The sequence below is a fragment of the Pseudorhizobium sp. NPDC055634 genome (assembly GCF_053618655.1).
The window spans coordinates 154,972-174,774 of sequence record NZ_JBSHHW010000011.1; the positions used below are offsets into that span (position 1 = coordinate 154,972).

Here is a 19,803-nt window from a genome sequence, read left to right on the forward strand (position 1 = left end):
TCAGACGGCGCCAGCCCATTCGGTCAGCGCCGCCGTCACCGCCGGCAGGTCGGCCATGCGGGAAATCACCGTTTCCGCGCCGGCGTCCGTCAGCCGGTCGGCATGGCTCGGATAGGTGTGGGAAGCGCCGGTAAACCCGACCACGCGCATTCCCGCCGCGCGGGCGCCGTGGATGCCGTGAACCGAATCCTCGATCACCAGCACGTTTGACGGCTTCACGCCGAACGCCTCTGCCGCATGCAGGAAAATGTCCGGCTTCGGCTTCACCCGGTCGGGCCCGAGATCCTTTGCGGAAAAGATGTGGGGGGCGAAGTACGGCTTCAGGCCGACCTTCTCCAGCATCATGTCCAGGCGGTGGGCGCTGGAGTTCGAGCAGATGCAGCGCTGCTGCGTCATCTTCGAGAGCGCGAGCCTGACGCCGTCGATGATCTTCACGTCGCGGGCGAGCCGGGCGTCGAGAAGCTTCTCCGACTTGTCGATCAGCGAGGCGGAAAGCGGGATGTCGACTTCCTTCTCGACCTGCAGGAGGATGTTGCGCCAGGTCATGCCGGCGAACCGCTCGCCCATCTCCTCGACGCTGATCGGGTATCCGGCTTCCGTCAGAAGCTTGGACTCGACCTGTGCCGCGATGATTTCTGAATCGACGAGCACGCCGTCGCAATCGAAGATGATGAGGTCGAAACCGCTCATGATGCAAATCTCTTGGGCTGGGGAAGACGAGGGCGCTCTACATCAGAGCGGCGCCCGCCACAATGTGGGGATTGTCTATTCCGATGGAAAGAGGGCGAGAAACCGGCTTTCTCCCGCCCTGGTGAACTCCACCGCACGGCTGTCCTCGCTCCGCTTGGCCCAGCCCTCTTCCAGGAAACGGGTAAGAAGCGCCTTGCCGAGCGTGCCGGCAAGATGGGAGCGGCGTTCGCTCCAGTCGAGGCAGGACTTGCAGATCGGCCGCCTCGACGAGGCCAAAGGCTCCAGGTCGATGCCGATCCTGCCGAGGTCGGCGCGGCCCTGCTCGGTGACCGTGAGTTCGCCTTCCTGGCTGGCGATCGTGCCTCGCCGAATGAGGCTGTCGAGCATGCGAACGCCATAGTCGCCGGCGAGGTGGTCGTAGCAGACCCGTGCCTTCCGGAGCGCCGGATCCTTCGGGCCCGGCCGGTGGCGCAGGTGACCGCGGCTCGCCGCAAAGCCCATGACGGCCTCCAGCAGCGTACCGGTCGCGGCGTCCGCCAGCGCGAAATAGCGATGCCGCCCCTGCTTGCGTTGGCGCACCAGCCCGCCGTCTTCCAGTTTGGACAGGTGAGAGCTTGCCGTCTGCAGCGTCACGCTGGCGGCCTGGGCCAGTTCGGTTGCCGTCAGCGCCTGCCCGCCCATCAGCGCCGTCAGCATGTTGGCACGGGCCGGGTCGCCGATAAGGGCGCCGATGCGGGCGATGTCGGGACCTTCTGTCATAGTTCGATCATAACCGAAGCATCTGCGACGGACAAGGCGTTATCCTGCGGCCGTTCACATGGAGAGAGTCATGATCACCTGCTTCATCCACTACGAGATCGATCCCTTCCGGAGGGAGGCATTTGCCGACTACGCGCGCGCCTGGGGCGAGGCCATTCCGCGCTGCGGCGCCGACCTCATCGGTTATTTCGCGCCCCACGAGGGATCCGCCACCACCGCCTACGGCGTCTACAACGTCGAAAACCTTGCCGCCTATGAAGCTTATCGGCAGCGCCTTTCGCAGGATACGCTGGCGCGGGAAAACCACGAGTTTGCGAGCCGCGAGCGCTTCATCCTGCGCGAGGACCGCATCTTCCTGAAAAATGTCTCCCTGCCGCACGCTCCGCAGGTGAAGCCGTGATCGCGGTCATCTTCGAAGTCGTGCCCTACATGGGCGAGCGCCATCGCTACCTGGATATTGCCGGCGAACTGCGCGCGGAACTGGACGGGATCGACGGCTTCATCTCGATAGAGAGGTTCGAGAGCCTGACCATGCGCGGCAAGATACTGTCGCTGTCCTTCTGGCGCGACGAGGACGCCGTCCGCCAGTGGCGTAACCTTGACGTGCATCGGTCTGCGCAGCAGGCGGGCCGCAACGGCATCTTTGCCGACTACCGCCTCAGGATCGCCCACGTGGTCCGCGACTACGGCATGTTCGAGCGCGCCGAGGCGCCGCAGGACAGCCGGGAGATACACGAGGGATGAGGCATGGCCGGGGCCGGGCCGGGGGAGGGACGCGGCCGGGCCAAGGGGAGGGATCGGAACTTTTTCCCCGAATAGGTTCCATCCTTCAGGCTTTGGTAACCAACATGGGTAACCATAACGGGGTGTAAAGAAGCCCCGAGTAAGCGTAACAGCGAGTATCCCATGGCAGCAGTCCTTCCGCTTGCCGATCTGCGTCAGCAGGGTCGGCCCGGCACCTGGCTCAATACCATCATCAAGGGCGATTGCGTCGCCGCGCTCGAAGCTCTGCCGGATCATTCGGTCGACGCGATCTTCGCGGACCCGCCCTACAACCTGCAACTCGGCGGAGCGCTTCACAGGCCTGACCAGTCCCTGGTCGATGCGGTGAACGATGACTGGGACCAGTTCGCCTCCTTCCAGGCCTATGACGCCTTCACCCGCGCCTGGCTGCTCGCCTGCCGCCGGGTTCTGAAGCCGAACGGCACCATCTGGGTGATCGGCTCCTACCACAACATCTTCCGCGTCGGCGCCATGCTGCAGGACCTCAACTTCTGGCTCCTCAACGACATCGTCTGGCGCAAGACCAACCCGATGCCGAACTTCAAGGGTCGCCGCTTCCAGAACGCCCACGAAACGATGATCTGGGCGAGCCGCGACGCCAAGGCGAAGTCCTACACCTTCAACTACGAGGCCCTGAAGGCATCCAACGACGACGTCCAGATGCGCTCCGACTGGCTCTTCCCGATCTGCTCGGGTGGCGAGAGGCTGAAGGGCGACGACGGCAAGAAGGTTCACCCGACGCAGAAGCCGGAGGCGCTGCTCGCCCGCGTCATCATGGCGTCCACCAAGCCGGGCGACGTGATCCTCGATCCGTTCTTCGGCACGGGTACGACCGGGGCCGTCGCCAAGCGCCTCGGGCGCAACTTCGTCGGGATCGAGCGCGAGCAGGACTATATCGACGCCGCATCGGCGCGGATCGCCTCCGTCGAGCCCCTCGGCAAGGCGGAACTGACGGTGATGACCGGCAAGAAGGCCGAACCACGGGTCGCCTTCAACGTGCTCGTGGAAAGCGGCCTCGTGAAGCCCGGCCAGGTCCTGACGGACGCAAAGCGCCGCTGGAGCGCCATCATCCGCGCCGACGGAACGCTTGCCTCGGGCGGCGCGGCCGGCTCCATCCATCGGCTGGGGGCGAAGGTGCAGGGTCTCGACGCCTGCAACGGCTGGACCTTCTGGCACTACGAGGACGGATCGGCACTGAAGCCGATCGACGAATTGCGCTCGGTCATCCGCAGCGGTCTGGGAAAACTCGACTGACGATCCACCGTCGAGCCGGATCAAGGCTTCCCCTGCCGGTTTTTGTACCTCTAGTCCCGGCAGGGGATAACTGACGCCCGGAGGAGGCTGACCTCCGGGCGTCATTTCATTTTTTCACGCCTCGATGCCGAACGACGCGAGGTCGCGTCTCAGCATCTCTGCCCCCGTGAAGTGCACGGCGTTCCAGCCGGCCGCCCGCGCGCCTTCGACATTGGCGATCGAGTCGTCGATGAAGAGCGTCCGGTCCGGCGCGAGCCCGAAATCCTCTGCGTGCTTCCGATAGATCGCGACGTCCGGCTTGATGAGCTTGATCTCGCCTGAAACCGTCACGCCGCGCGGCTTGTCGAGGAAGGGATACATTTCGCGCGCCTCGCGAAAGGTGTCCTCCGCGAAGTTCGTCAGCATGGTGACGTCGCGGCCCTCCTCCATCAGCCGCTCCATGATCGCCACCGTGTCCTCGTAGGCATGGGGGACCATTTCGCGCCAGTGTTTGCGGAAATGGCGGATCTGCTCCTCCTTGTCGGGGAACTGTTCGAGCAGCAGCGCCTCCGCATCCTGCCAGGAGCGACCCCGGTCCTGCTCGAGGTTCCACTCGTGGGTGCAGACGTTCTCGAAGAACCGGGCGCGCTGCGCATCGTCCGGGATCAGTCGCAGGTAGGGAAGGTTCGGGTCGTAGTGGATCAGCACCTTGCCGATGTCGAAGACGATATGGTCGATCGGGCCTGACATGATGTTTCCTTAGCGGTTGGATTGTCCGTCGAAAGCCAGCGGTATGGCCTGGCTGATGACCTTTTTCATGACCGTGGGCAAGGCCTGTGCGCCGAGGTTGGCGACGGGTTCCCACCATCCCCCGGGCAGAGCACCTGTTTCGGCGCTGGCGCGGAATACAGAGAGCCGCAGCTCGAAATGGGTAAAGACGTGGGTCACCGTTCCGCAGGGTTGCCAGGCGGAGGGAAAGGGCGCGTGCTCTGCGGTCTGGCCGCCATCCACCCGCGCCGACCAGCCGGTCGTCGGAACCTCGGTCATGCCCCCGAGCAGCCCGCTCTCGACCCGTCGCCTCAGAAGGATTTCCCCGTCCGGATTGACGGCAACGAAGGCGGCGCCGAAGCGGACCGGCTTGTCTTTCTTCGCCGCCTTTACCGGAAAGCGCTCCGGATCGTGCCCGGCGAGCGCCAGGCAGTGCTCGCGGACGGGACAGAGGGCGCAGGCAGGCCGCTTCGGGGTGCAGATGGTCGCCCCGAGGTCCATCATCGCCTGCGCGAAGTCGCCCGGCCTGTCCTCCGGGGTCAGTTCCCGCACGAATGTCTTCATCAGCGGTTTCGAACCGGGGAGGGGCGCGTCGATCGCGTAAAGGCGGGAGACGACCCGTTCCACATTGCCGTCCATGACGGCGGAGGGACGGTTGAAGGCGATCGCGGCGACCGCGGCGGCAGTGTAGTCGCCGATGCCGGGCAGTGCCCGCAGGCCGTCCTCCGTATCCGGAAAGATGCCGTCGTGGTCCCCGGCCACGGCTTCGGCGCATTTCTTCAGGTTGCGGGCGCGGGCATAGTAGCCAAGCCCCGCCCAGGCCGCCATCACGTCATCTGTCGGCGCCGCCGCAAGATCCTTGACCGTCGGCCACAGGGCGAGGAAGCGCGTGAAATACGGCTTCACCGCCTGGACCGTGGTCTGCTGCAACATGACTTCGGACAGCCATATGTGGTAAGGATCGGGACGCGTTCCGCGGGAGGCCGCCACCGGCGTCACGCGCCACGGGAGGTCGCGGTGGTGCCTGTCGTACCATGCAAGCAGCTGCCGGGTGATGGCGCGGGGATCGGTGGGATCGGTCACGTGCTGGAAATGCCTGTGCGTCTGGTCTAATGCTCTCCTATCGCCTCGGCAAATGCGCCGTCAACGAGTGAGGGCGATCGGTATGGGCGCCCACCCGCCGTCAGGGTTCGCGATAGGAGTTCCGCTTGGCCATCGAAGGGAAGATCTTTGCCCGCAAGCGCGAGATGCAGATCGCCGAGGTCGCGAACGGCATCATCGATCCCGTTCTCGCGCGCCGCGCCGGAATTTCCACCGCGCTGCTGGGCTCCTGGGACGAGATCGCCGGCGAGGACTTCGCCGATTGCAGCCGGCCGGAAAAGATCGCCTGGCCGCGGCGGGACGCCTCGGACGAGCCGGGGGGCTACCAGGCCGGCGTGCTGACGATCGCCTGCGAAGGCGCGCGCGCGCTCTTCCTCACCCACGCCCAGGGTGAGCTTATTTCCCGGATCAACGCCTTCTTCGGCTTTCCGGCGGTGCGCCAGATCCGCATCATCCAGAAGCCCGTGTCCCAGGCCATCAAGCAAAGGCCCCGGATGCGGCCGCTGCAGGGCGAGGCAGCACAGCGCCTGGAGGACATGATGGAAGGGATAGACAACGATGCGCTGAAGAAGGCCGTCACCCGGCTCGGCACGGCCGTCTTCCAGAAGAAACGCTGAAACATACAGCCGCCGTTCAGGTTGGGGCTGTCACAAAGCTTTGAAGCATTTCACGAAATCCATCCCTTGTTACCTTCGGGACGGCAAGATACGGAACGGCAACGGAATTAATCCCAAGGCAGGTGTTCGATGAAGACGAACGAAATCACCCTTACCCGGCGCGCACTTCTCGGAGGCGTGGCCGCAACCGCCCTCGTCCTGGCGCTGCCGCTCTCAGCGACCGACGCCTTCGCCCAGGAAATGCCCGAGGCGCAGGGCGACGTCGACATGGCGGAAGTCCTCAAACCCGGCCCGCTGCCGGAAATGGCGATCGGCGAGGAAAACGCGCCGGTCACGATCGTCGAATACATGTCGATGACCTGCCCGCACTGCGCGACCTTCCACAACACGACGTTCGAAGAAATCAAGAAGAACTACGTGGACACCGGCAAGGTGCGCTTCATCATCCGCGAGTTTCCTTTCGATCCGCGCGCCGCGGCCGCCTTCATGCTGGCACGCTGCAACCCGGCCAAGCCTGAAGAAGCAAGCACGCCGGCACAGTATTATCCGATGGTTTCCATGCTGATGAAGCAACAGGAAGGCTGGGCCGGAGCACAGGACGGCCGCGCTGCACTGCTGCAGATGTCGAAATTGGCCGGTTTCTCACAGGAGACTTTCCAGGCCTGCTTGACGAACCAGAAACTTCTCGATGATGTGAACGCCACGATGAAGCGCGGTGCCGACGAATTCGGCGTCAACTCGACGCCCACATTCCTCATCAACGGCAAGCGCTATGCGGGGGCCATGTCTGTTGAAAGCATGTCGGCTCTTATCGACAGCCTTCTCTGAGACCGTTCATGACGTGAGCGGCGGCAGCCTCCCCGTGGCTGCCGTCCTGCCCCGGTGCGCGGCATGAAGTTCAACAAGCTGCGCGTCGTCGGTTTCAAGTCCTTTGTCGAGCCGACGGAATTCATCATCGAGCGCGGACTGACGGGCGTCGTCGGTCCGAACGGCTGCGGCAAGTCCAATCTTGTCGAGGCGCTCCGCTGGGTGATGGGGGAAAACTCCTACAAGAACATGCGCGCGTCCGGCATGGACGACGTCATCTTCTCCGGGTCGGGAAACCGGCCGGCGCGCAACACCGCCGAGGTCATGCTGTTCCTCGACAATTCCGACAGGACGGCGCCGGCAGCCTTCAACGATTCCGACGAAATCCAGGTCTCGCGCCGCATCGAGCGGGAGAACGGCTCCGTCTACCGCATCAACGGCAAGGAGGCCCGGGCAAAGGACGTCCAGCTCCTGTTCGCCGATGCCTCGACGGGCGCCCGTTCGCCATCCATGGTCGGGCAGGGCCGGATCGGCGAACTCATCAATGCCAAGCCGCAGGCGCGCCGCCAGCTGCTCGAAGAGGCGGCCGGGATATCCGGGCTGCATTCGCGCCGTCACGAGGCTGAGCTGCGGCTCAGGGCGGCCGAAGGAAACCTGGAACGGCTCGAGGACGTCACCGCCCAGCTGGAGAGCCAGATCGAGAGCCTGAAGCGGCAGGCCCGCCAGGCAAACCGCTTCAGGACGCTATCGGCCGACATCCGCGCCCGCGAGGCAATGCTGCTTCATATCCGCTGGGCGCAGGCGACCGAGGCCGAGGCCGAGGCGAACACGGCGCTCAACCAGGCGACCGTCGTGGTGGCCGAAAAGGCGCAGGCGCAGATGGAAGCGGCGAAGGCCCAGGCGATTGCCGGCCTGAAAATGCCGGAACTGCGCGAGGAGGAGGCAAAGGCGGGTGCTGCCCTGCAACGCATCCAGATCGCCCGCACCCAGCTCGACGACGAGAGCGGCCGCCTGATGCGGCGCCGCGACGAGCTTTCCCGGCGGCTGTTGCAGCTGGTCGAGGATATCCGCCGCGAGGAACGACTGGTTCAGGACAACGCGTCCTTCCTGGCGAAGCTCGACGAGGAGGAAGCCGAACTCAACGAACTCCTGGCCGATTCGGGCGCCGAGGCGGAGGACCTGAAGGAGGCCTTCGAGGCGGCGGCCGCGGCTCTCGCGGAAAGCGAAAAGCTGTTCGCCGCGATCACCGCCGAAAAGGCCGAGGCGGCGGCGTCGCGTACCCAGCTCGAGCGGCTGATCCGGGACATCGGCGAACGTCGCCAGCGGCTCGACAGGCAGATGCAGGATGCCGAGGCTGAACTGCAGGCGATCGCCGACCGGCTGTCTGGTCTCGACGACCCGGCCGAGCGCCGGGAGGCGGTCGATGCCGCCGAGTTCGCCGTCGAGGAGGCGGGCGTGGCGGCGGAAGAGGCGGAGGCGGCACTCGGCCTTGCCCGCTCGGCGGAAGTTTTGGCGCGAAAGCCGGTCGATGCCGCGCGCTCGCAGCTGAACGCCCTTGAAACGGAAGCGCGTACGATTTCGAAGATGCTCGCCGCCTCCGAAGCCTCCGGTGATTTCTCTCCCGTGGCGGAGGCCATTCGCGTCGACCGCGGCTACGAGGCGGCACTCGGCGCAGCGTTTGGGGACGATCTCGAAAGCTCCACCGATCCAGAGGCTGCCGCCTACTGGACCGTGAACGGCGACGGCGCCGGCGATCCTCCGCTTCCGCACGGATGCGAGCCGCTTCTCCAGCGCGCCACCGCGCCGCCGGAACTGACGCGGAGCCTCGCCCAGATCGGCGTGGTTTCCCCGGACGACGCCCTTCGCCTCATGCCGCAACTGAAGCCCGGCCAGCGGCTGGTGACGCTCGAAGGAGCAGTCTACCGCTGGGACGGGCATGTCGCCGGTTCCGAGGCCCCAGGAGCTGCGGCACTACGGCTCTCCCAGAAGAACCGCCTCGCCGAACTCGAGGGAGAGCTGGAAGAGGCGCGGATCATCCTTTCGGATGCGGAGGAGGCGCTCGCCGAGGCGACCGCCGGTATCGCGGCCGGCGAGGGGCGTCTTGCCGATGCACGCGACCGCAGCCGCATGGCCGGCCGCGCGCTTGCGGAGGCGCGGGAGGCATTGGCAGCCGCCGAGCGGGCTGCGGGGGAACTCCTGCGCCGTCGCGATGTGGTCACCGAGGCGCTGAGCCAGGTGCGCGGCCAGCTGGAAGAGACGCTGCTCCAGGAAGAGAATGCCCGGGTGGAACTCGAGGACGCCCCCGACCTGTCGTCGCTGGACGAGCGCCTGCGCGACCAGCAGGCGGCCGTGGCGACGGACCGGGGCATCCTTGCCGAGGCGCGAGCCCGCTTCGAGGGGCTGAGCCGGGAGACGGACGCCCGCCGACGCCGCCTGTCGGCGATCGCCCAGGAGCGTTCGGCCTGGCAGGCTCGCGCGGCGAGTGCCGAAGACCATGTGGCGACGCTGCGCGAGCGCGAGGAGGAGGCCCGCGAGGAACTGGCGGATCTGGAGGCGGCGCCCGAGGAGTTCGAGGAGCGCCGGCGCATGCTGCTCTCCGAACTGCAGAAGGCGGAGGAGGCGCGGCGCGCCGCCGCCGATCGCCTTGCCGAAGCCGAAACCCGGCAGCGCGAGGCGGATGGACTGGCGGCCACGGCGCTGTCGGAGCTTGCCGAAGCACGCGAGAAGCGCGGTCGGGCGGAGGAACGGCTGGTTTCCGCCGCCGAGCGCCGCCACGACAGCGAGGTCGCCATCCAGCAGGCGCTGGGCGTGACGCCGCCCGAGGTGCTGCGGCTTGCCGGGATGGCGCCCGGTGCCGAGCTTCCGGACATGCGCGAGATCGAGCGCGAGGTCGACCGGCTGAAGATGGAGCGTGAGCGCCTCGGCGCGGTGAACCTGCGGGCCGAGGAGGAACAGAAGGAGCTTACCGACAAGCTCGATGCCCTGATCTACGAGAGGGACGACATCATCGACGCCGTCCGCAAGCTGCGCGGTGCGATCCAGAGCCTCAATCGTGAGGGTCGCGAGCGGCTGGTCGCCGCCTTCGACGTCGTCAACACCGAGTTCCAGCGCCTGTTCACCCATCTCTTCGGTGGCGGCACGGCCGAACTGCAACTGATCGAATCCGACGATCCGCTGGAGGCGGGCCTCGAGATCCTGGCACGCCCGCCGGGCAAGAAGCCGCAGACCATGACGCTGCTCTCGGGCGGCGAGCAGGCGCTGACCGCCATGGCCCTGATCTTTGCCGTCTTCCTCACCAACCCGGCGCCGATCTGCGTCCTCGACGAGGTCGATGCGCCGCTCGACGATCATAACGTGGAGCGCTACTGCAACCTGATGGACGAGATGGCGGCATCGACCGAGACCCGCTTCGTCATCATCACCCACAACCCGATTACCATGGCCCGCATGAACCGCCTGTTCGGCGTCACAATGGCCGAGCAGGGCGTCTCACAGCTCGTTTCCGTCGACCTGCAGACCGCCGAATTGCTGCGCGAGGCGGTCTGAACACCTACGAATGTTGCGCCGCAACATATTCCCACCGTCATGCGTTTTCAAACTGTTGCAAAACCTGTATTCGTCCTCAGCAAGGGCTGAGGCGGGTGGAGAACGTTCGGATGAAGAAGTGGGTCTACCGCTTCGGTGGAGGCAAGGCCGAGGGCGGCGTGGCGGATGTCGCTACGCTTGGCGGCAAGGGTGCGAACCTGGCGGAGATGGCGAGCCTTGGGCTTCCCGTTCCCCCCGGCCTGACGATCGTCACCCATGCCTGCGCCTGGTATTTCGAGAACGGCAAGACCCTACCGGACGGGCTGAAGGAACAGGTTCTTGAGGGAGTATCCGCCATGGAGGCGGAGACGGGCAGGGCATTCGGGGGCACCACCCGGCCGCTTCTCCTGTCGATCCGCTCCGGCGCCCGCGCCTCCATGCCCGGCATGATGGACACCGTCCTCAATCTCGGCCTCAATGACGATACGGTGCAGGCGCTCGGCCACGATGCAGGCGACGCGCGCTTCGCCTGGGACAGCTACCGGCGCTTCATCCAGATGTATGCCGATGTCGTCATGGGGCTGGACCACGAGGTCTTCGAGGAAATCCTCGAGGACGAGAAGGCCAGGAATGGCCACGAATACGATACCGATCTCTCCTCCGTCGAGTGGCAGCACGTCGTCGGCCTCTACAAGGACGTGATCGAGGAGGAACTGGGCGAGAGCTTCCCCCAGGACCCGCATGTTCAGCTCTGGCAGGCGATCTCCGCCGTCTTTTCCAGCTGGACCAATCCCCGCGCCGCGACCTATCGCAGCCTGCACCGCATTCCCGAACACTGGGGCACGGCCGTTAACGTCCAGGCCATGGTATTCGGCAATCTCGGCTCCTCTTCCGCGACCGGCGTCGCCTTCACCCGCAACCCGTCCACCGGCCGGAAGGAACTCTACGGCGAATTCCTCGTCAACGCCCAGGGCGAGGACGTGGTGGCCGGCATCAGGACGCCGCATTCGCTGACCGAGGAAGGCCGCATTTCCTCCGGCTCCGACAAGCCGTCGATGGAAAAGCTGATGCCCGAGACGTTCGGCGAGTTCAAGGCGATCTGCGACCGGCTGGAAGCCCATTACCGGGACATGCAGGACGTCGAGTTCACCGTCGAGCGCGGCAAGCTCTGGATGCTGCAGACCCGTTCCGGCAAGCGCACGACCCGCGCCGCCCTGAAGATTGCCGTCGATCTCGTCGACGAAGGCCTGATCCCGGAAGAAGAGGCGGTGTCGCGCATCGAGCCGCCCTCGCTCGACCAGCTCCTCCATCCGACGATCGATCCGGGGGTCGACCGTGTCGTGCTGGGGGCGGGGCTGCCGGCCTCCCCGGGTGCGGCGGCGGGCGAGATCGTCTTCACCGCGGAAGAAGCGGTGGAAGCCGAGGCCGCCGGCCGCAAGGTCATCCTGGTGCGGATCGAGACGAGCCCGGAAGACATCCACGGCATGCACGCCGCCGAGGCGATCCTGACGACAAGGGGCGGGATGACCAGCCACGCCGCCGTCGTCGCGCGCGGCATGGGCATACCCTGCGTCGTCGGCGCCGGCACGCTGAGGGTCGATCTGCGCAACGAACAGCTGCTCTGCCCCGGCGGGGTCATCCTCAACGGCGGCGACATGATCACCATCGACGGCTCCTCCGGGCAGGTGCTCCGGGGCAATGTGCCGATGGTCCAGCCCGAGCTTTCCGGCGATTTCGGTCGCCTGATGGAATGGGCGGACAAGGCGCGCCGGATGTCCGTGCGCACCAATGCCGATACCCCGCAGGATGCCCGTGCCGCACGCTCCTTCGGCGCCGAAGGCATCGGCCTGTGCCGCACCGAGCACATGTTCTTCGAGGGCGATCGCATCCACGTCATGCGCGAGATGATCCTCGCGGAGGACGAGCAGGGCCGCCGCGCGGCGCTGGACGGGCTTTTGCCGATGCAGCGCTCCGACTTCACGGAACTGTTCGCGATCATGCACGGCCTGCCGGTGACCATCCGCCTGCTCGACCCGCCGCTTCATGAATTCCTGCCGAAGTCGGACGAGGAAATCCTGGACGTCGCCCGCGCGATGAACCTCGAGCCCGCCTTCCTGCGCCGCCGCATCGATGCGCTTCACGAGTTCAATCCAATGCTGGGCCATCGCGGCTGCCGGCTGGCCATATCCTATCCGGAGATCGCCGCCATGCAGGCGCGCGCGATCTTCGAGGCCGCCGTCGCCGCCGCCCGCCTGACCGGCGAGGCAGTGGAACTGGAGATCATGGTGCCGCTGGTCGGGCTCCGCTCCGAGCTCGATTACGTCAAGGCCTGCATAGATCGGGTTGCGGGCGAGGTCAGCCGGGAAGCCGGCATGTCGATCGGCTACCTTGCGGGGACGATGATCGAGCTGCCGCGTGCGGCGCTGCGGGCCCATGTGATCGCCGAGACGGCCGAGTTCTTCTCCTTCGGCACCAACGACCTGACGCAGACGACCTTCGGCATGTCGCGTGATGACGCCGCGGCCTTCATCCCGACATACCAGCGCAAGGGCATTCTCGAGGAGGATCCCTTCGTCTCGCTGGATTTCGACGGTGTCGGCGAACTGATCCGGATCGCCGCCGAACGCGGGCGCACGACCCGTCCCGGCCTAAAGCTCGGCATCTGCGGCGAGCATGGCGGCGACCCCGCCTCGATCACCTTCTGTGAGCAGACGGGCCTCGACTACGTATCCTGCTCTCCCTTCCGCGTGCCGATCGCGCGGCTTGCGGCGGCGCAGGCCGCGATCGCCCAACGGCAGGGCAGGACGCGTCCGACCGGTTGAACAGGCGGTTACGTGGGTGAGTAACAGCGAGGGCGCACGCCTCAGTCGCGATCCTCGATGATGATGCGGCGCTCGATATAGGAAGGGCCCCACACGGTCATCGCCTGCCGGTCGCGCCAGCTGCGCATCTCGGCGCGACGGTCGAGGTCGAGATCGAGCAGGCATTGCGCCATGGCGTCGGTGCCCGGCCGGAACCCGTAGCCGGCGCAGGTCCGCTGGTCGGCGGCACGTCGCTCTTCGGGTGTCATCGTCTGGCAGGCGGCAAGCGGCATGCACAGGGTAACGAGGACTATGTTCAGCGTGCGACGCATGGCAAACCTCGGGGCTGGGGCGTTCGGCGGGACTCGTTCCCTTATCATCCATCATGTTCTACACAGACAGGCACGCCGTCGCAAATTCTGGTACCGCTGATTCCATGACCGTCCGCTATGTCCGGCCCGTTTCCCATTCAGCCTATGCGGCCCGCCGCATCGGCCTTGCGGCGCTCGTCCTGTTCGTGATGGCCGTCCTCGCCCATCGTTTCGGGCCGCTGCGCACGCCCGATTTCGTGGCACTCGTGCTGATGTCGGCCGCGATTGCCGCCGCAGCCCTGCCGCTCGCGCTGGTCGGCCTCATCCGCCTCTGGCAGAAGGGCGCCGAAGGCGGCCTCGCCGCCGCCAAGGCTCTCGTCTATGCCGGCCTGCCGCTCGGCTTCGTCGCCGCCGGCGCCGCCCTCTACCTGACGCGGCCGCCGCTCAACGAGGTGAGCACCGATCTCGATGATGTTCCGACCTTCCTGTCGCGCCCGCAATACGACCAGCAGTGGCTGAGGCCGGTGGCGCTCTCCGGAGCCGCCGAACGCCAGGCACAGCTTGCGGCCTATCCGGGTCTCGCCGGCCGGCGGTATGAAGGCGCACTCGACCGCGTCCTGGAGGGCGTCGAAGCAGCCGCCATCTCCGCCCGGGTCGAGATAACGGGAAGGAAGGGCGTTGAACTGCCCGAGCTTCAGGAGGCGCTTCCAGAACCGGATGCGCCCGCCGACAGCGAGGTGGTCGAACCCGATAACGTTCCCATTCCCCTGCCTCGCCCGGAACCGGCGCTCTCCGGCATGGTTGGCGCGCCCGTCGATCAGGATGTCCTGCTGCAGGGGGAAACGCAGACGCTTGTGCTGGGCCTGCCCTTCGATCTCGTCATCCGCCTGCGCGAGGATGCCGAGACCACATTCGTGGACGTCCGCGTCGCCTCCCGCTATGGCGCCCACGACCTCGGCATGAGTGCGGAGATCGCCGAGGACTTCCTCGATCGGCTGGACGCCGAGCTTCTGGGGATCGCCGGCGGATAGGGCGGGAGATCCCGCCCTATGGCGCGACGGTCATTTGCCGTCGGGAGCGAGCGTGTCGATGTCGACGGTCGCCGCCGCGTCGAGGACCTCCCGCGTGAGAGTGGGGGCGGCGATGCGGAGGGTCTTGCCGTCGCGGGTGATCTCGAGCGCGCTCCAGTCCACCAGCACGTCCTTCTCGCCGATCCCGAGAAAGCCGCCGACCTCCACGACGACCGCCGCGACCGTGCCGTCCGCGTTGAGGAGCACGTCCTCGATCTCGCCGATTTCCTTCCCGTCGGCGCCGTAGACGTTCTGGTCCTCGACCCGGTCGGCAAGCAGATAGGCGGGCGTCGTTTGCTCGACGGCCTCCGGCAGGACGACGATCGGCGGCTTGATCGCAGCCTGCGCGAATGCTGATGCTGCGGAGAGAAGGGTGATTGCCGTAGCGGTCGCGAATAGGGTCGTTTTCATGCCTGCCTCACTGTTGGGATAAGCGGTGCAGCCGGACGGCCGCACCCGACAGGAGAACGGGACTTTGCGCGGGATGTTCCGCGGGGTTGGTGCGACCGCGCGTCACGCCGGAAAATAGGCGCCCTTCAGCGACGGCGGGCCTTCGGTCGTCACGAGGCCCTTCTCGACGAGGTCCTCCAGATGCGCGAGGACCGAAAGTGCCGCGGCACCGTGCAGGCGAGGGTCCGTCGTCGCATAGATGGCCTTCACCATGTCCGGGATCAGCCTGTCGCCGGAACGGATGCGCTCCAGCACGGCCCGCTCCCGCATGCGCCGGTGGGCGCGCAATCCCCGGAGGAAGGAGGCGGGCTCCCGGATCGGCCCGCCGTGGCCCGGAAGATAGAGGCGGTCGTCGCGGGCAAGCAGCTTCTCCAGCGAGGACATGAAATCCGCCATCGATCCGTCAGGCGGCGCGACGATCGTCGTCGCCCAGGCCATGACATGGTCGGCGGAAAAGAGGAGGCCGGCTTCCTCCAGCGCGAACGCCGTATGGTTGGCGGTGTGACCGGGAGTATGGATCGCCCTGACGCGCCATCCGTCTCCCTCGACCGTCTCGCCATCGCCGACGAGGATATCCGGGCTGAAGGCCGTGTCGGCGCTTTCGGCGAACGGATTGGTCTCGCCCGCAAAGAGCGGTCGCGCCGGGCGGTGCGGCCCCTGGCCCACGATCAGCGCGCCGGTTTCCTCCTTCAGCCGGCGGGACAGCGGGGAGTGGTCGCGGTGCGTATGGCTGACGAGGATGTGGGTGACCTCGCGGCCCTTGAGCGCCGAAAGGAGCGCGCGAAGATGCGCCTCGTCCTCCGGTCCGGGATCGACGACCGCGACCGAAGAGCCGCCGACGATATAGCTATTGGTGCCGTGGAAGGTGAAGGGCGAGGGATTGTTGACGGTGATCCGCTGGACGTTTGCGGCCACCGGAACGGCTTGCCCGTGCGCCGGCTGGAACTCGAGATCGAAGTCCGGTTGCCGTGGATCGTCGTTCTCGGCCATGCATTCTCCCTGGCGATGGAAGCCCGTTTCTGCGTCCCGCCGCTTTAGCACGGGCGCGGCGCGGAAATCTTCAAAAGGTCATTTGGGATGATTGCCGCCGAAGCGAAGCTTTGCTAGAGCAACCCGCATTCGCCGGCCAGCGATCCTTCTCCCCGCTCGGCCTGCCATGGTGGGGCGTAGCCAAGCGGTAAGGCAGCGGTTTTTGGTACCGCCATCCCCTGGTTCGAATCCAGGCGCCCCAGCCAAGCCTCCCTTATCAAGCCAACAATCCATGTTTTCCGGCACTTCTTGCTTAGCTGGGAATCAAGATTCGCAGATTGTCGTACATGACTGTCGTACAGGGCTGTCTTACACGACTGTCGTATCGAAGAGGCCGCCATGTCCCGCTCACCCTTTAGAAAGGGTTTAGCATGGCATCGATTCAGCACGTCTTTAAACGCGGTTCCGTCTACTGGTGGCGACGGCGATTACCGATTGGAACCGGCCGCTGTGCTTGGGTGCGCGTCGAACTGAGCCTGAAGACCAAGGAGCTGGAACTGGCAAGGTCGGTCGCCAGCGAGGTAACCCTCGCCAGCCATCGCCTTTTGCCTGGCCTGATACGCACGATGATCTCTGCCGAAGACGCCAAGCGCATTCTCATCCAGGTGGCGACGGAACACAGTGCCCATCTCGATTCCATGATGTATCTCCGGCGGGAGGAGGATCGAGACCCTGACGCTGCCCGGCGAATGGAAACTAGCGTTGGCTGGGCACTGCGGCTCTATGCGGCCCAGGGCCAGAAGGTCAAGGTTGGCGCCATCGAGGAACGGGAGATGCGTGCAGCCGGTCTCGATGACGAGATGATCGAATGCGTTGTGCAGACCTTAGATTTCTACCAGAGCACCGGCTTCGTGAGGCCGGGGAAAGAAAAGCTGAAGAACATTCTCCGGCAGAACGATGTCCGACCGATCGATCCTCATCTCCAGCAGGCTGAAGTACTTTACTTGCGCGGCATGGCGGCAGCGCTCCTCAATACGGAACGGCGGTGGTCTGGCGCTCGAACGGATGATCTTGCTCTCGTTCAATCCGCCCTTCAAAACTCCAATCTTCCGCAGATGCTGCCAGATCGGGTTCAAGCGCAGAACCCAGATGAGACCTTTTGTAGTACCCCTGGGGCTCCACCCCTTCCAGCCCGAACGCTAAGCGTTCGGGAGATGAAAGACGAACGAGTGGGAGAAGGACAAGATGGCTTTGATCTTGACGAAGAGGAGGACGAAGAAGACGAACAACTGGGTCGGCATCCCGGGCTGAGGGACATTATCGCCACCATCGCCGCTGAGAAGGTCGCAACAGAGGAATGGAGCAAGAAGACGGCTCACCAGCACAAGGCCGTCGCCGGATTATTTGTCCGTTTCGTTGGTCACGACCAGCCAAGACGCATGCGCCAAGCTAACCTCTCCGAGTTCCGGAGCCTGCTGTTCAAGCTCCCGAAAAACCATGGGAAGTCCCCCAGGGATCACGTTCTGCCCGTCAACAGTCTGGTTGAACGGGCCGAGATGCTTGCGTCCGAAGAGGTCGGACTCTCTGTGGCGACGATCAATCGATACATGACGCAGCTCGGAAACATCGTCAGTATCTGTAAGCATGCCGGCTATCCGTTCGGCAGCTTTGAGGGTGTCGCAGGACTGCGGACTAGAAAGAAGAACGGTAGCGTCCGTGACGAGCGAGCGGCCTTCCAGACAGCGGAGTTGAGAACGCTTTTCGATCTTCCCGTCTGGACCGGTGCAGAGAGTTTCGCAGACCGTCTACAGCCGGGCGGCGAGGTCTACCACGACGCAACCTATTGGGTGCCGCTGCTATCGATGTACAACGCGGCACGCCGCGAAGAGAACTGCGGACTGATGCTGTCCGAAATCGGGGTGGACAGTGAGACCGATCTCCCCTGCTTCAGCTATACAAATACCGTGGTTCGGAAGCTCAAGAACCCTCAGTCCAAGCGGCGAATTCCCGTACACCCCGAATTGATCCGTCTGGGGTTCCTGGATTATGTGAAGGAACTCCGAGCCGCAGGTCACACGCTCCTGTTTCCGGAGCTCCGTGCCGCTTGCGCCAGCACTCCCATGGGGGACGTTTTTGACGACAGCTGGCAACGGATGCGTGCCGCGGCACTCCCCGACGCCAAGGAGCAAGGTAAGGTTCTTCACTCGCTCAGGCATTGGTGCAATAATGAAATGAAACAGGCAAAGATTTCTGCTGAAATCAGGCGAGATATCCTTGGCCACTCTACCGGCGATGTCAACGAGGGGCGCTACGCCGACGCCGCGCGGCTCTTGCTGATGCATGAGGCCCTCTCTGTACTTCCTTTGCCGACTGCTCATCTCATCGCGCGACCGATCAGACTGATAGATCAGGTCGTCGGGCACACGGCACGTGCGAGTCGAAAGTCTCGCAAAGCAGGTGCGTGATGTAGTTACCCACCGGTGGTATGCCCTGCGGGGGTGTCAGTCCGTTCCATGAACGCGGCCCCGCGCCTCCCGTTAACCATACGCGGGCTCTTCCGTTCCGGATGCGTTCTCTCGACTTGCTGCAGGGGTTCTTCCGGACTAGATATCGTGTGTTCGCTGAAACTGAAGTTGCAGCAGACACTTAGCGGCCCCCGCCGACGCGCCAACGTCTGACGAGGGCCTGACCCGCAACCTTCGTGTGAAAGGCCTTGGGCTATGTCGACCCTTAACCTCTCCCCATTCATCGGGGAAGCCATGTCTCCTCCATCTCCTGTTGATACCGGTGTTCCTGCACCGCTGTCGCGCCAGGTGCAGACGGCTGCTTGCTCCCATACGAGTTGCTGCATCCGGTTGGATCAAACCATCCGCCGGTAGCGACCAGAACCCGACCTTCGATCAGCCCCGTTCTCGTGTGCCGGATGCGGAAATCATTTCCGGATCGATGATGGCGCTCGTCCTGCGCGGCTGTCGGTTTCGAACATATTCAGGAGACATCGATGACCATCACGAATCTGCCGCAGGCAGACACGTCCACCTATTCCTACCGCATCAACGCTGATGAGGTTTCACCGCGCTTCGATACCCTCGTCGAGGAACTCGCACATACCGCCTTCTCGGTCGACGCGATCGCGACAGGGCTGAACACCACCCTCGATACTGTCGGGACGATCCTCCGGTCGGTTCCATCCCAAGAGGGGCGACTGCTCGAGCGCGGCATCGCCATCCTCGCCGGGTTCAATCCCGACCTCGTGGTGCTGACGCAGAATATCCGCCTGCCGGTGAGCAAGGCGGCCGTCGAACTGGTGGAGATGAACCGTCCCGCACAATACCGGTCGCTGACGCTCGACGCCGACTGCAGTGGACGGAAGAGCTACACGCCCGACCTCATCGTCCTGAACAGCCGCACGCGGGTGGCACATGTGGTGGACGTCAAGCGAAGCCTCAACTCGTATGAGACCTCTCGGATCACCGATCTGAAGAACCGCATGCTAGCGGCGTCGCTGATCGTGCCAGACCTTCTCTACAAGGAGCACCGCCGGCTGGTCGCAGAGGACGTCCGTGTTGTCATCCTCAATGCGGAGAACCAGCGGACGGATATCGAGGGTGGCGTCTGGCCGCTTTCGCATCTCGATCACCTGTTGGAAGTTTCGGGCGCCGGCGAGATGATGAAGTCTCTCCGGCATGCGTTTCGTAACCGGATCGAGCAGAACTGGAAGCAGGCTCTCCAGAGAGTGATGGGTGGCGTTGAGGGCAGGGCAGCGTCCTCGACCGCTCCCTCGCCGATACAGGCAAATGATACGCCTGGCGCCGATCGGGCAGACAACCATGCCGGTCCACCTCCCGACGGGGTCGTTCGCTTCGGCTTCGCCCGCATCCCCATTGCCAGGACCGGTTAGCGCGCAAGCTCGCCCACA

Annotated in this window: 17 protein-coding genes and 1 tRNA gene; 11 read left to right on the forward strand and 7 right to left on the reverse strand. The window is 65.0% G+C overall.

What is annotated here, in order from left to right; all coding sequences use genetic code 11:
* Together ACWGPT_RS17615 and ACWGPT_RS17620 are read right to left on the reverse strand one after the other, a co-directional pair.
* On the reverse strand, positions 1 to 690 hold the full coding sequence (locus ACWGPT_RS17615; RefSeq protein ID WP_452606928.1) for an HAD family hydrolase: 690 nt from the start codon (positions 688 to 690) through the stop codon (positions 1 to 3).
* Positions 691 to 765: 75 nt separating this feature from the next.
* Positions 766 to 1,449 carry an ArsR/SmtB family transcription factor gene (locus tag ACWGPT_RS17620; RefSeq protein ID WP_452606929.1) on the reverse strand — a complete coding sequence of 228 codons (684 nt, stop codon included), beginning with the start codon at positions 1,447 to 1,449 and terminating at the stop codon, positions 766 to 768.
* A gap of 70 nt (positions 1,450 to 1,519) precedes the next feature.
* Here ACWGPT_RS17620 and ACWGPT_RS17625 point away from each other — a divergent pair, with 70 nt between their 5' ends.
* From ACWGPT_RS17625 to ACWGPT_RS17635, 3 genes are all read left to right on the forward strand, one after another.
* Positions 1,520 to 1,849, forward strand: a complete 330-nt coding sequence (locus ACWGPT_RS17625) for an NIPSNAP family protein (RefSeq protein ID WP_452606930.1) — start codon at positions 1,520 to 1,522, stop codon at positions 1,847 to 1,849.
* Positions 1,846 to 2,193: an antibiotic biosynthesis monooxygenase family protein gene (locus ACWGPT_RS17630; protein WP_452606931.1), complete on the forward strand. Its 348-nt coding sequence runs from the start codon at positions 1,846 to 1,848 to the stop codon at positions 2,191 to 2,193. The genes ACWGPT_RS17625 and ACWGPT_RS17630 overlap by 4 nt, the downstream gene beginning before the upstream one ends.
* Before the next feature lie 162 nt (positions 2,194 to 2,355).
* On the forward strand, positions 2,356 to 3,486 hold the full coding sequence (locus ACWGPT_RS17635) for a DNA methyltransferase (protein ID WP_452606932.1): 1,131 nt from the start codon (positions 2,356 to 2,358) through the stop codon (positions 3,484 to 3,486).
* A 114-nt stretch (positions 3,487 to 3,600) separates the two neighbouring features.
* Here the strand turns inward: ACWGPT_RS17635 and ACWGPT_RS17640 are convergent, their stop codons facing one another.
* Together ACWGPT_RS17640 and mutY are read right to left on the reverse strand one after the other, a co-directional pair.
* Complete coding sequence (locus tag ACWGPT_RS17640; RefSeq protein WP_452606933.1) at positions 3,601 to 4,215, reverse strand: HAD family hydrolase; 615 nt, start codon at positions 4,213 to 4,215, stop codon at positions 3,601 to 3,603.
* Between the two features lie 9 nt (positions 4,216 to 4,224).
* The gene (gene mutY / locus ACWGPT_RS17645) at positions 4,225 to 5,316 is read right to left on the reverse strand and encodes an A/G-specific adenine glycosylase (RefSeq protein WP_452606934.1); all 1,092 of its coding nucleotides are present in this window, start codon (positions 5,314 to 5,316) and stop codon (positions 4,225 to 4,227) included.
* A 164-nt stretch (positions 5,317 to 5,480) separates the two neighbouring features.
* On the opposite strand from mutY, the gene ACWGPT_RS17650 reads away from it, so the two are divergent.
* The 4 genes from ACWGPT_RS17650 to ppdK all read left to right on the forward strand — a co-directional run bounded on the left by ACWGPT_RS17650 (position 5,481) and on the right by ppdK (position 13,105).
* Positions 5,481 to 5,951: a DUF721 domain-containing protein gene (locus ACWGPT_RS17650; RefSeq protein ID WP_452606966.1), complete on the forward strand. Its 471-nt coding sequence runs from the start codon at positions 5,481 to 5,483 to the stop codon at positions 5,949 to 5,951.
* Positions 5,952 to 6,080: 129 nt separating this feature from the next.
* Entirely contained in the window at positions 6,081 to 6,779 is a 699-nt protein-coding gene (locus tag ACWGPT_RS17655) for a DsbA family protein (protein ID WP_452606935.1), read from the forward strand.
* 63 nt (positions 6,780 to 6,842) lie between these two features.
* Positions 6,843 to 10,304 carry a chromosome segregation SMC family protein gene (locus ACWGPT_RS17660; protein ID WP_452606936.1) on the forward strand — a complete coding sequence of 1,154 codons (3,462 nt, stop codon included), beginning with the start codon at positions 6,843 to 6,845 and terminating at the stop codon, positions 10,302 to 10,304.
* Positions 10,305 to 10,414: 110 nt separating this feature from the next.
* The gene (gene ppdK, locus ACWGPT_RS17665) at positions 10,415 to 13,105 is read left to right on the forward strand and encodes a pyruvate, phosphate dikinase (protein ID WP_452606937.1); all 2,691 of its coding nucleotides are present in this window, start codon (positions 10,415 to 10,417) and stop codon (positions 13,103 to 13,105) included.
* 41 nt (positions 13,106 to 13,146) lie between these two features.
* On the opposite strand, the gene ACWGPT_RS17670 is transcribed toward ppdK, so the two are convergent.
* Positions 13,147 to 13,416, reverse strand: coding sequence for a hypothetical protein (locus tag ACWGPT_RS17670; protein ID WP_452606938.1), 270 nt, complete (start codon positions 13,414 to 13,416; stop codon positions 13,147 to 13,149).
* Positions 13,417 to 13,520: 104 nt separating this feature from the next.
* Here ACWGPT_RS17670 and ACWGPT_RS17675 point away from each other — a divergent pair, with 104 nt between their 5' ends.
* A complete protein-coding gene (locus tag ACWGPT_RS17675; protein ID WP_452606939.1) occupies positions 13,521 to 14,426 on the forward strand; it encodes a DUF1499 domain-containing protein in 906 nt (301 codons plus the stop codon).
* Between the two features lie 30 nt (positions 14,427 to 14,456).
* Here ACWGPT_RS17675 and ACWGPT_RS17680 read toward each other — a convergent pair whose 3' ends face one another.
* Positions 14,457 to 14,876: a PRC-barrel domain-containing protein gene (locus tag ACWGPT_RS17680; RefSeq protein WP_452606940.1), complete on the reverse strand. Its 420-nt coding sequence runs from the start codon at positions 14,874 to 14,876 to the stop codon at positions 14,457 to 14,459.
* A 102-nt stretch (positions 14,877 to 14,978) separates the two neighbouring features.
* Positions 14,979 to 15,905: an MBL fold metallo-hydrolase gene (locus ACWGPT_RS17685; protein WP_452606941.1), complete on the reverse strand. Its 927-nt coding sequence runs from the start codon at positions 15,903 to 15,905 to the stop codon at positions 14,979 to 14,981.
* 170 nt (positions 15,906 to 16,075) lie between these two features.
* Between ACWGPT_RS17685 and ACWGPT_RS17690 the strand changes: the two genes are divergently transcribed.
* The 3 genes from ACWGPT_RS17690 to ACWGPT_RS17700 all read left to right on the forward strand — a co-directional run bounded on the left by ACWGPT_RS17690 (position 16,076) and on the right by ACWGPT_RS17700 (position 19,785).
* Positions 16,076 to 16,150: transfer RNA gene (locus tag ACWGPT_RS17690), tRNA-Gln, on the forward strand.
* Between the two features lie 165 nt (positions 16,151 to 16,315).
* Entirely contained in the window at positions 16,316 to 18,349 is a 2,034-nt protein-coding gene (locus tag ACWGPT_RS17695) for a hypothetical protein (RefSeq protein WP_452606942.1), read from the forward strand.
* 536 nt (positions 18,350 to 18,885) lie between these two features.
* Positions 18,886 to 19,785: a hypothetical protein gene (locus ACWGPT_RS17700; RefSeq protein ID WP_452606943.1), complete on the forward strand. Its 900-nt coding sequence runs from the start codon at positions 18,886 to 18,888 to the stop codon at positions 19,783 to 19,785.
* Positions 19,786 to 19,803: the final 18 nt, after the last annotated feature.

What these genes read in the sequence shown, in the direction of transcription:
- ACWGPT_RS17615 (WP_452606928.1), bottom strand. Translation starts at nt 690, where the DNA reads ATGAGCGGTTTCGACCTCATCATCTTCGATTGCGACGGCGTGCTCGTC.
- ACWGPT_RS17620 (WP_452606929.1), bottom strand. Translation starts at nt 1,449, where the DNA reads ATGACAGAAGGTCCCGACATCGCCCGCATCGGCGCCCTTATCGGCGAC.
- ACWGPT_RS17625 (WP_452606930.1), top strand. Translation starts at nt 1,520, where the DNA reads ATGATCACCTGCTTCATCCACTACGAGATCGATCCCTTCCGGAGGGAG.
- ACWGPT_RS17635 (WP_452606932.1), top strand. Translation starts at nt 2,356, where the DNA reads ATGGCAGCAGTCCTTCCGCTTGCCGATCTGCGTCAGCAGGGTCGGCCC.
- ACWGPT_RS17640 (WP_452606933.1), bottom strand. Translation starts at nt 4,215, where the DNA reads ATGTCAGGCCCGATCGACCATATCGTCTTCGACATCGGCAAGGTGCTG.
- ACWGPT_RS17650 (WP_452606966.1), top strand. Translation starts at nt 5,481, where the DNA reads ATGCAGATCGCCGAGGTCGCGAACGGCATCATCGATCCCGTTCTCGCG.
- ACWGPT_RS17655 (WP_452606935.1), top strand. Translation starts at nt 6,081, where the DNA reads ATGAAGACGAACGAAATCACCCTTACCCGGCGCGCACTTCTCGGAGGC.
- ACWGPT_RS17660 (WP_452606936.1), top strand. Translation starts at nt 6,843, where the DNA reads ATGAAGTTCAACAAGCTGCGCGTCGTCGGTTTCAAGTCCTTTGTCGAG.
- ppdK (WP_452606937.1), top strand. Translation starts at nt 10,415, where the DNA reads ATGAAGAAGTGGGTCTACCGCTTCGGTGGAGGCAAGGCCGAGGGCGGC.
- ACWGPT_RS17670 (WP_452606938.1), bottom strand. Translation starts at nt 13,416, where the DNA reads ATGCGTCGCACGCTGAACATAGTCCTCGTTACCCTGTGCATGCCGCTT.
- ACWGPT_RS17675 (WP_452606939.1), top strand. Translation starts at nt 13,521, where the DNA reads ATGACCGTCCGCTATGTCCGGCCCGTTTCCCATTCAGCCTATGCGGCC.
- ACWGPT_RS17680 (WP_452606940.1), bottom strand. Translation starts at nt 14,876, where the DNA reads ATGAAAACGACCCTATTCGCGACCGCTACGGCAATCACCCTTCTCTCC.
- ACWGPT_RS17685 (WP_452606941.1), bottom strand. Translation starts at nt 15,905, where the DNA reads ATGGCCGAGAACGACGATCCACGGCAACCGGACTTCGATCTCGAGTTC.
- ACWGPT_RS17695 (WP_452606942.1), top strand. Translation starts at nt 16,316, where the DNA reads ATGGCATCGATTCAGCACGTCTTTAAACGCGGTTCCGTCTACTGGTGG.
- ACWGPT_RS17700 (WP_452606943.1), top strand. Translation starts at nt 18,886, where the DNA reads ATGACCATCACGAATCTGCCGCAGGCAGACACGTCCACCTATTCCTAC.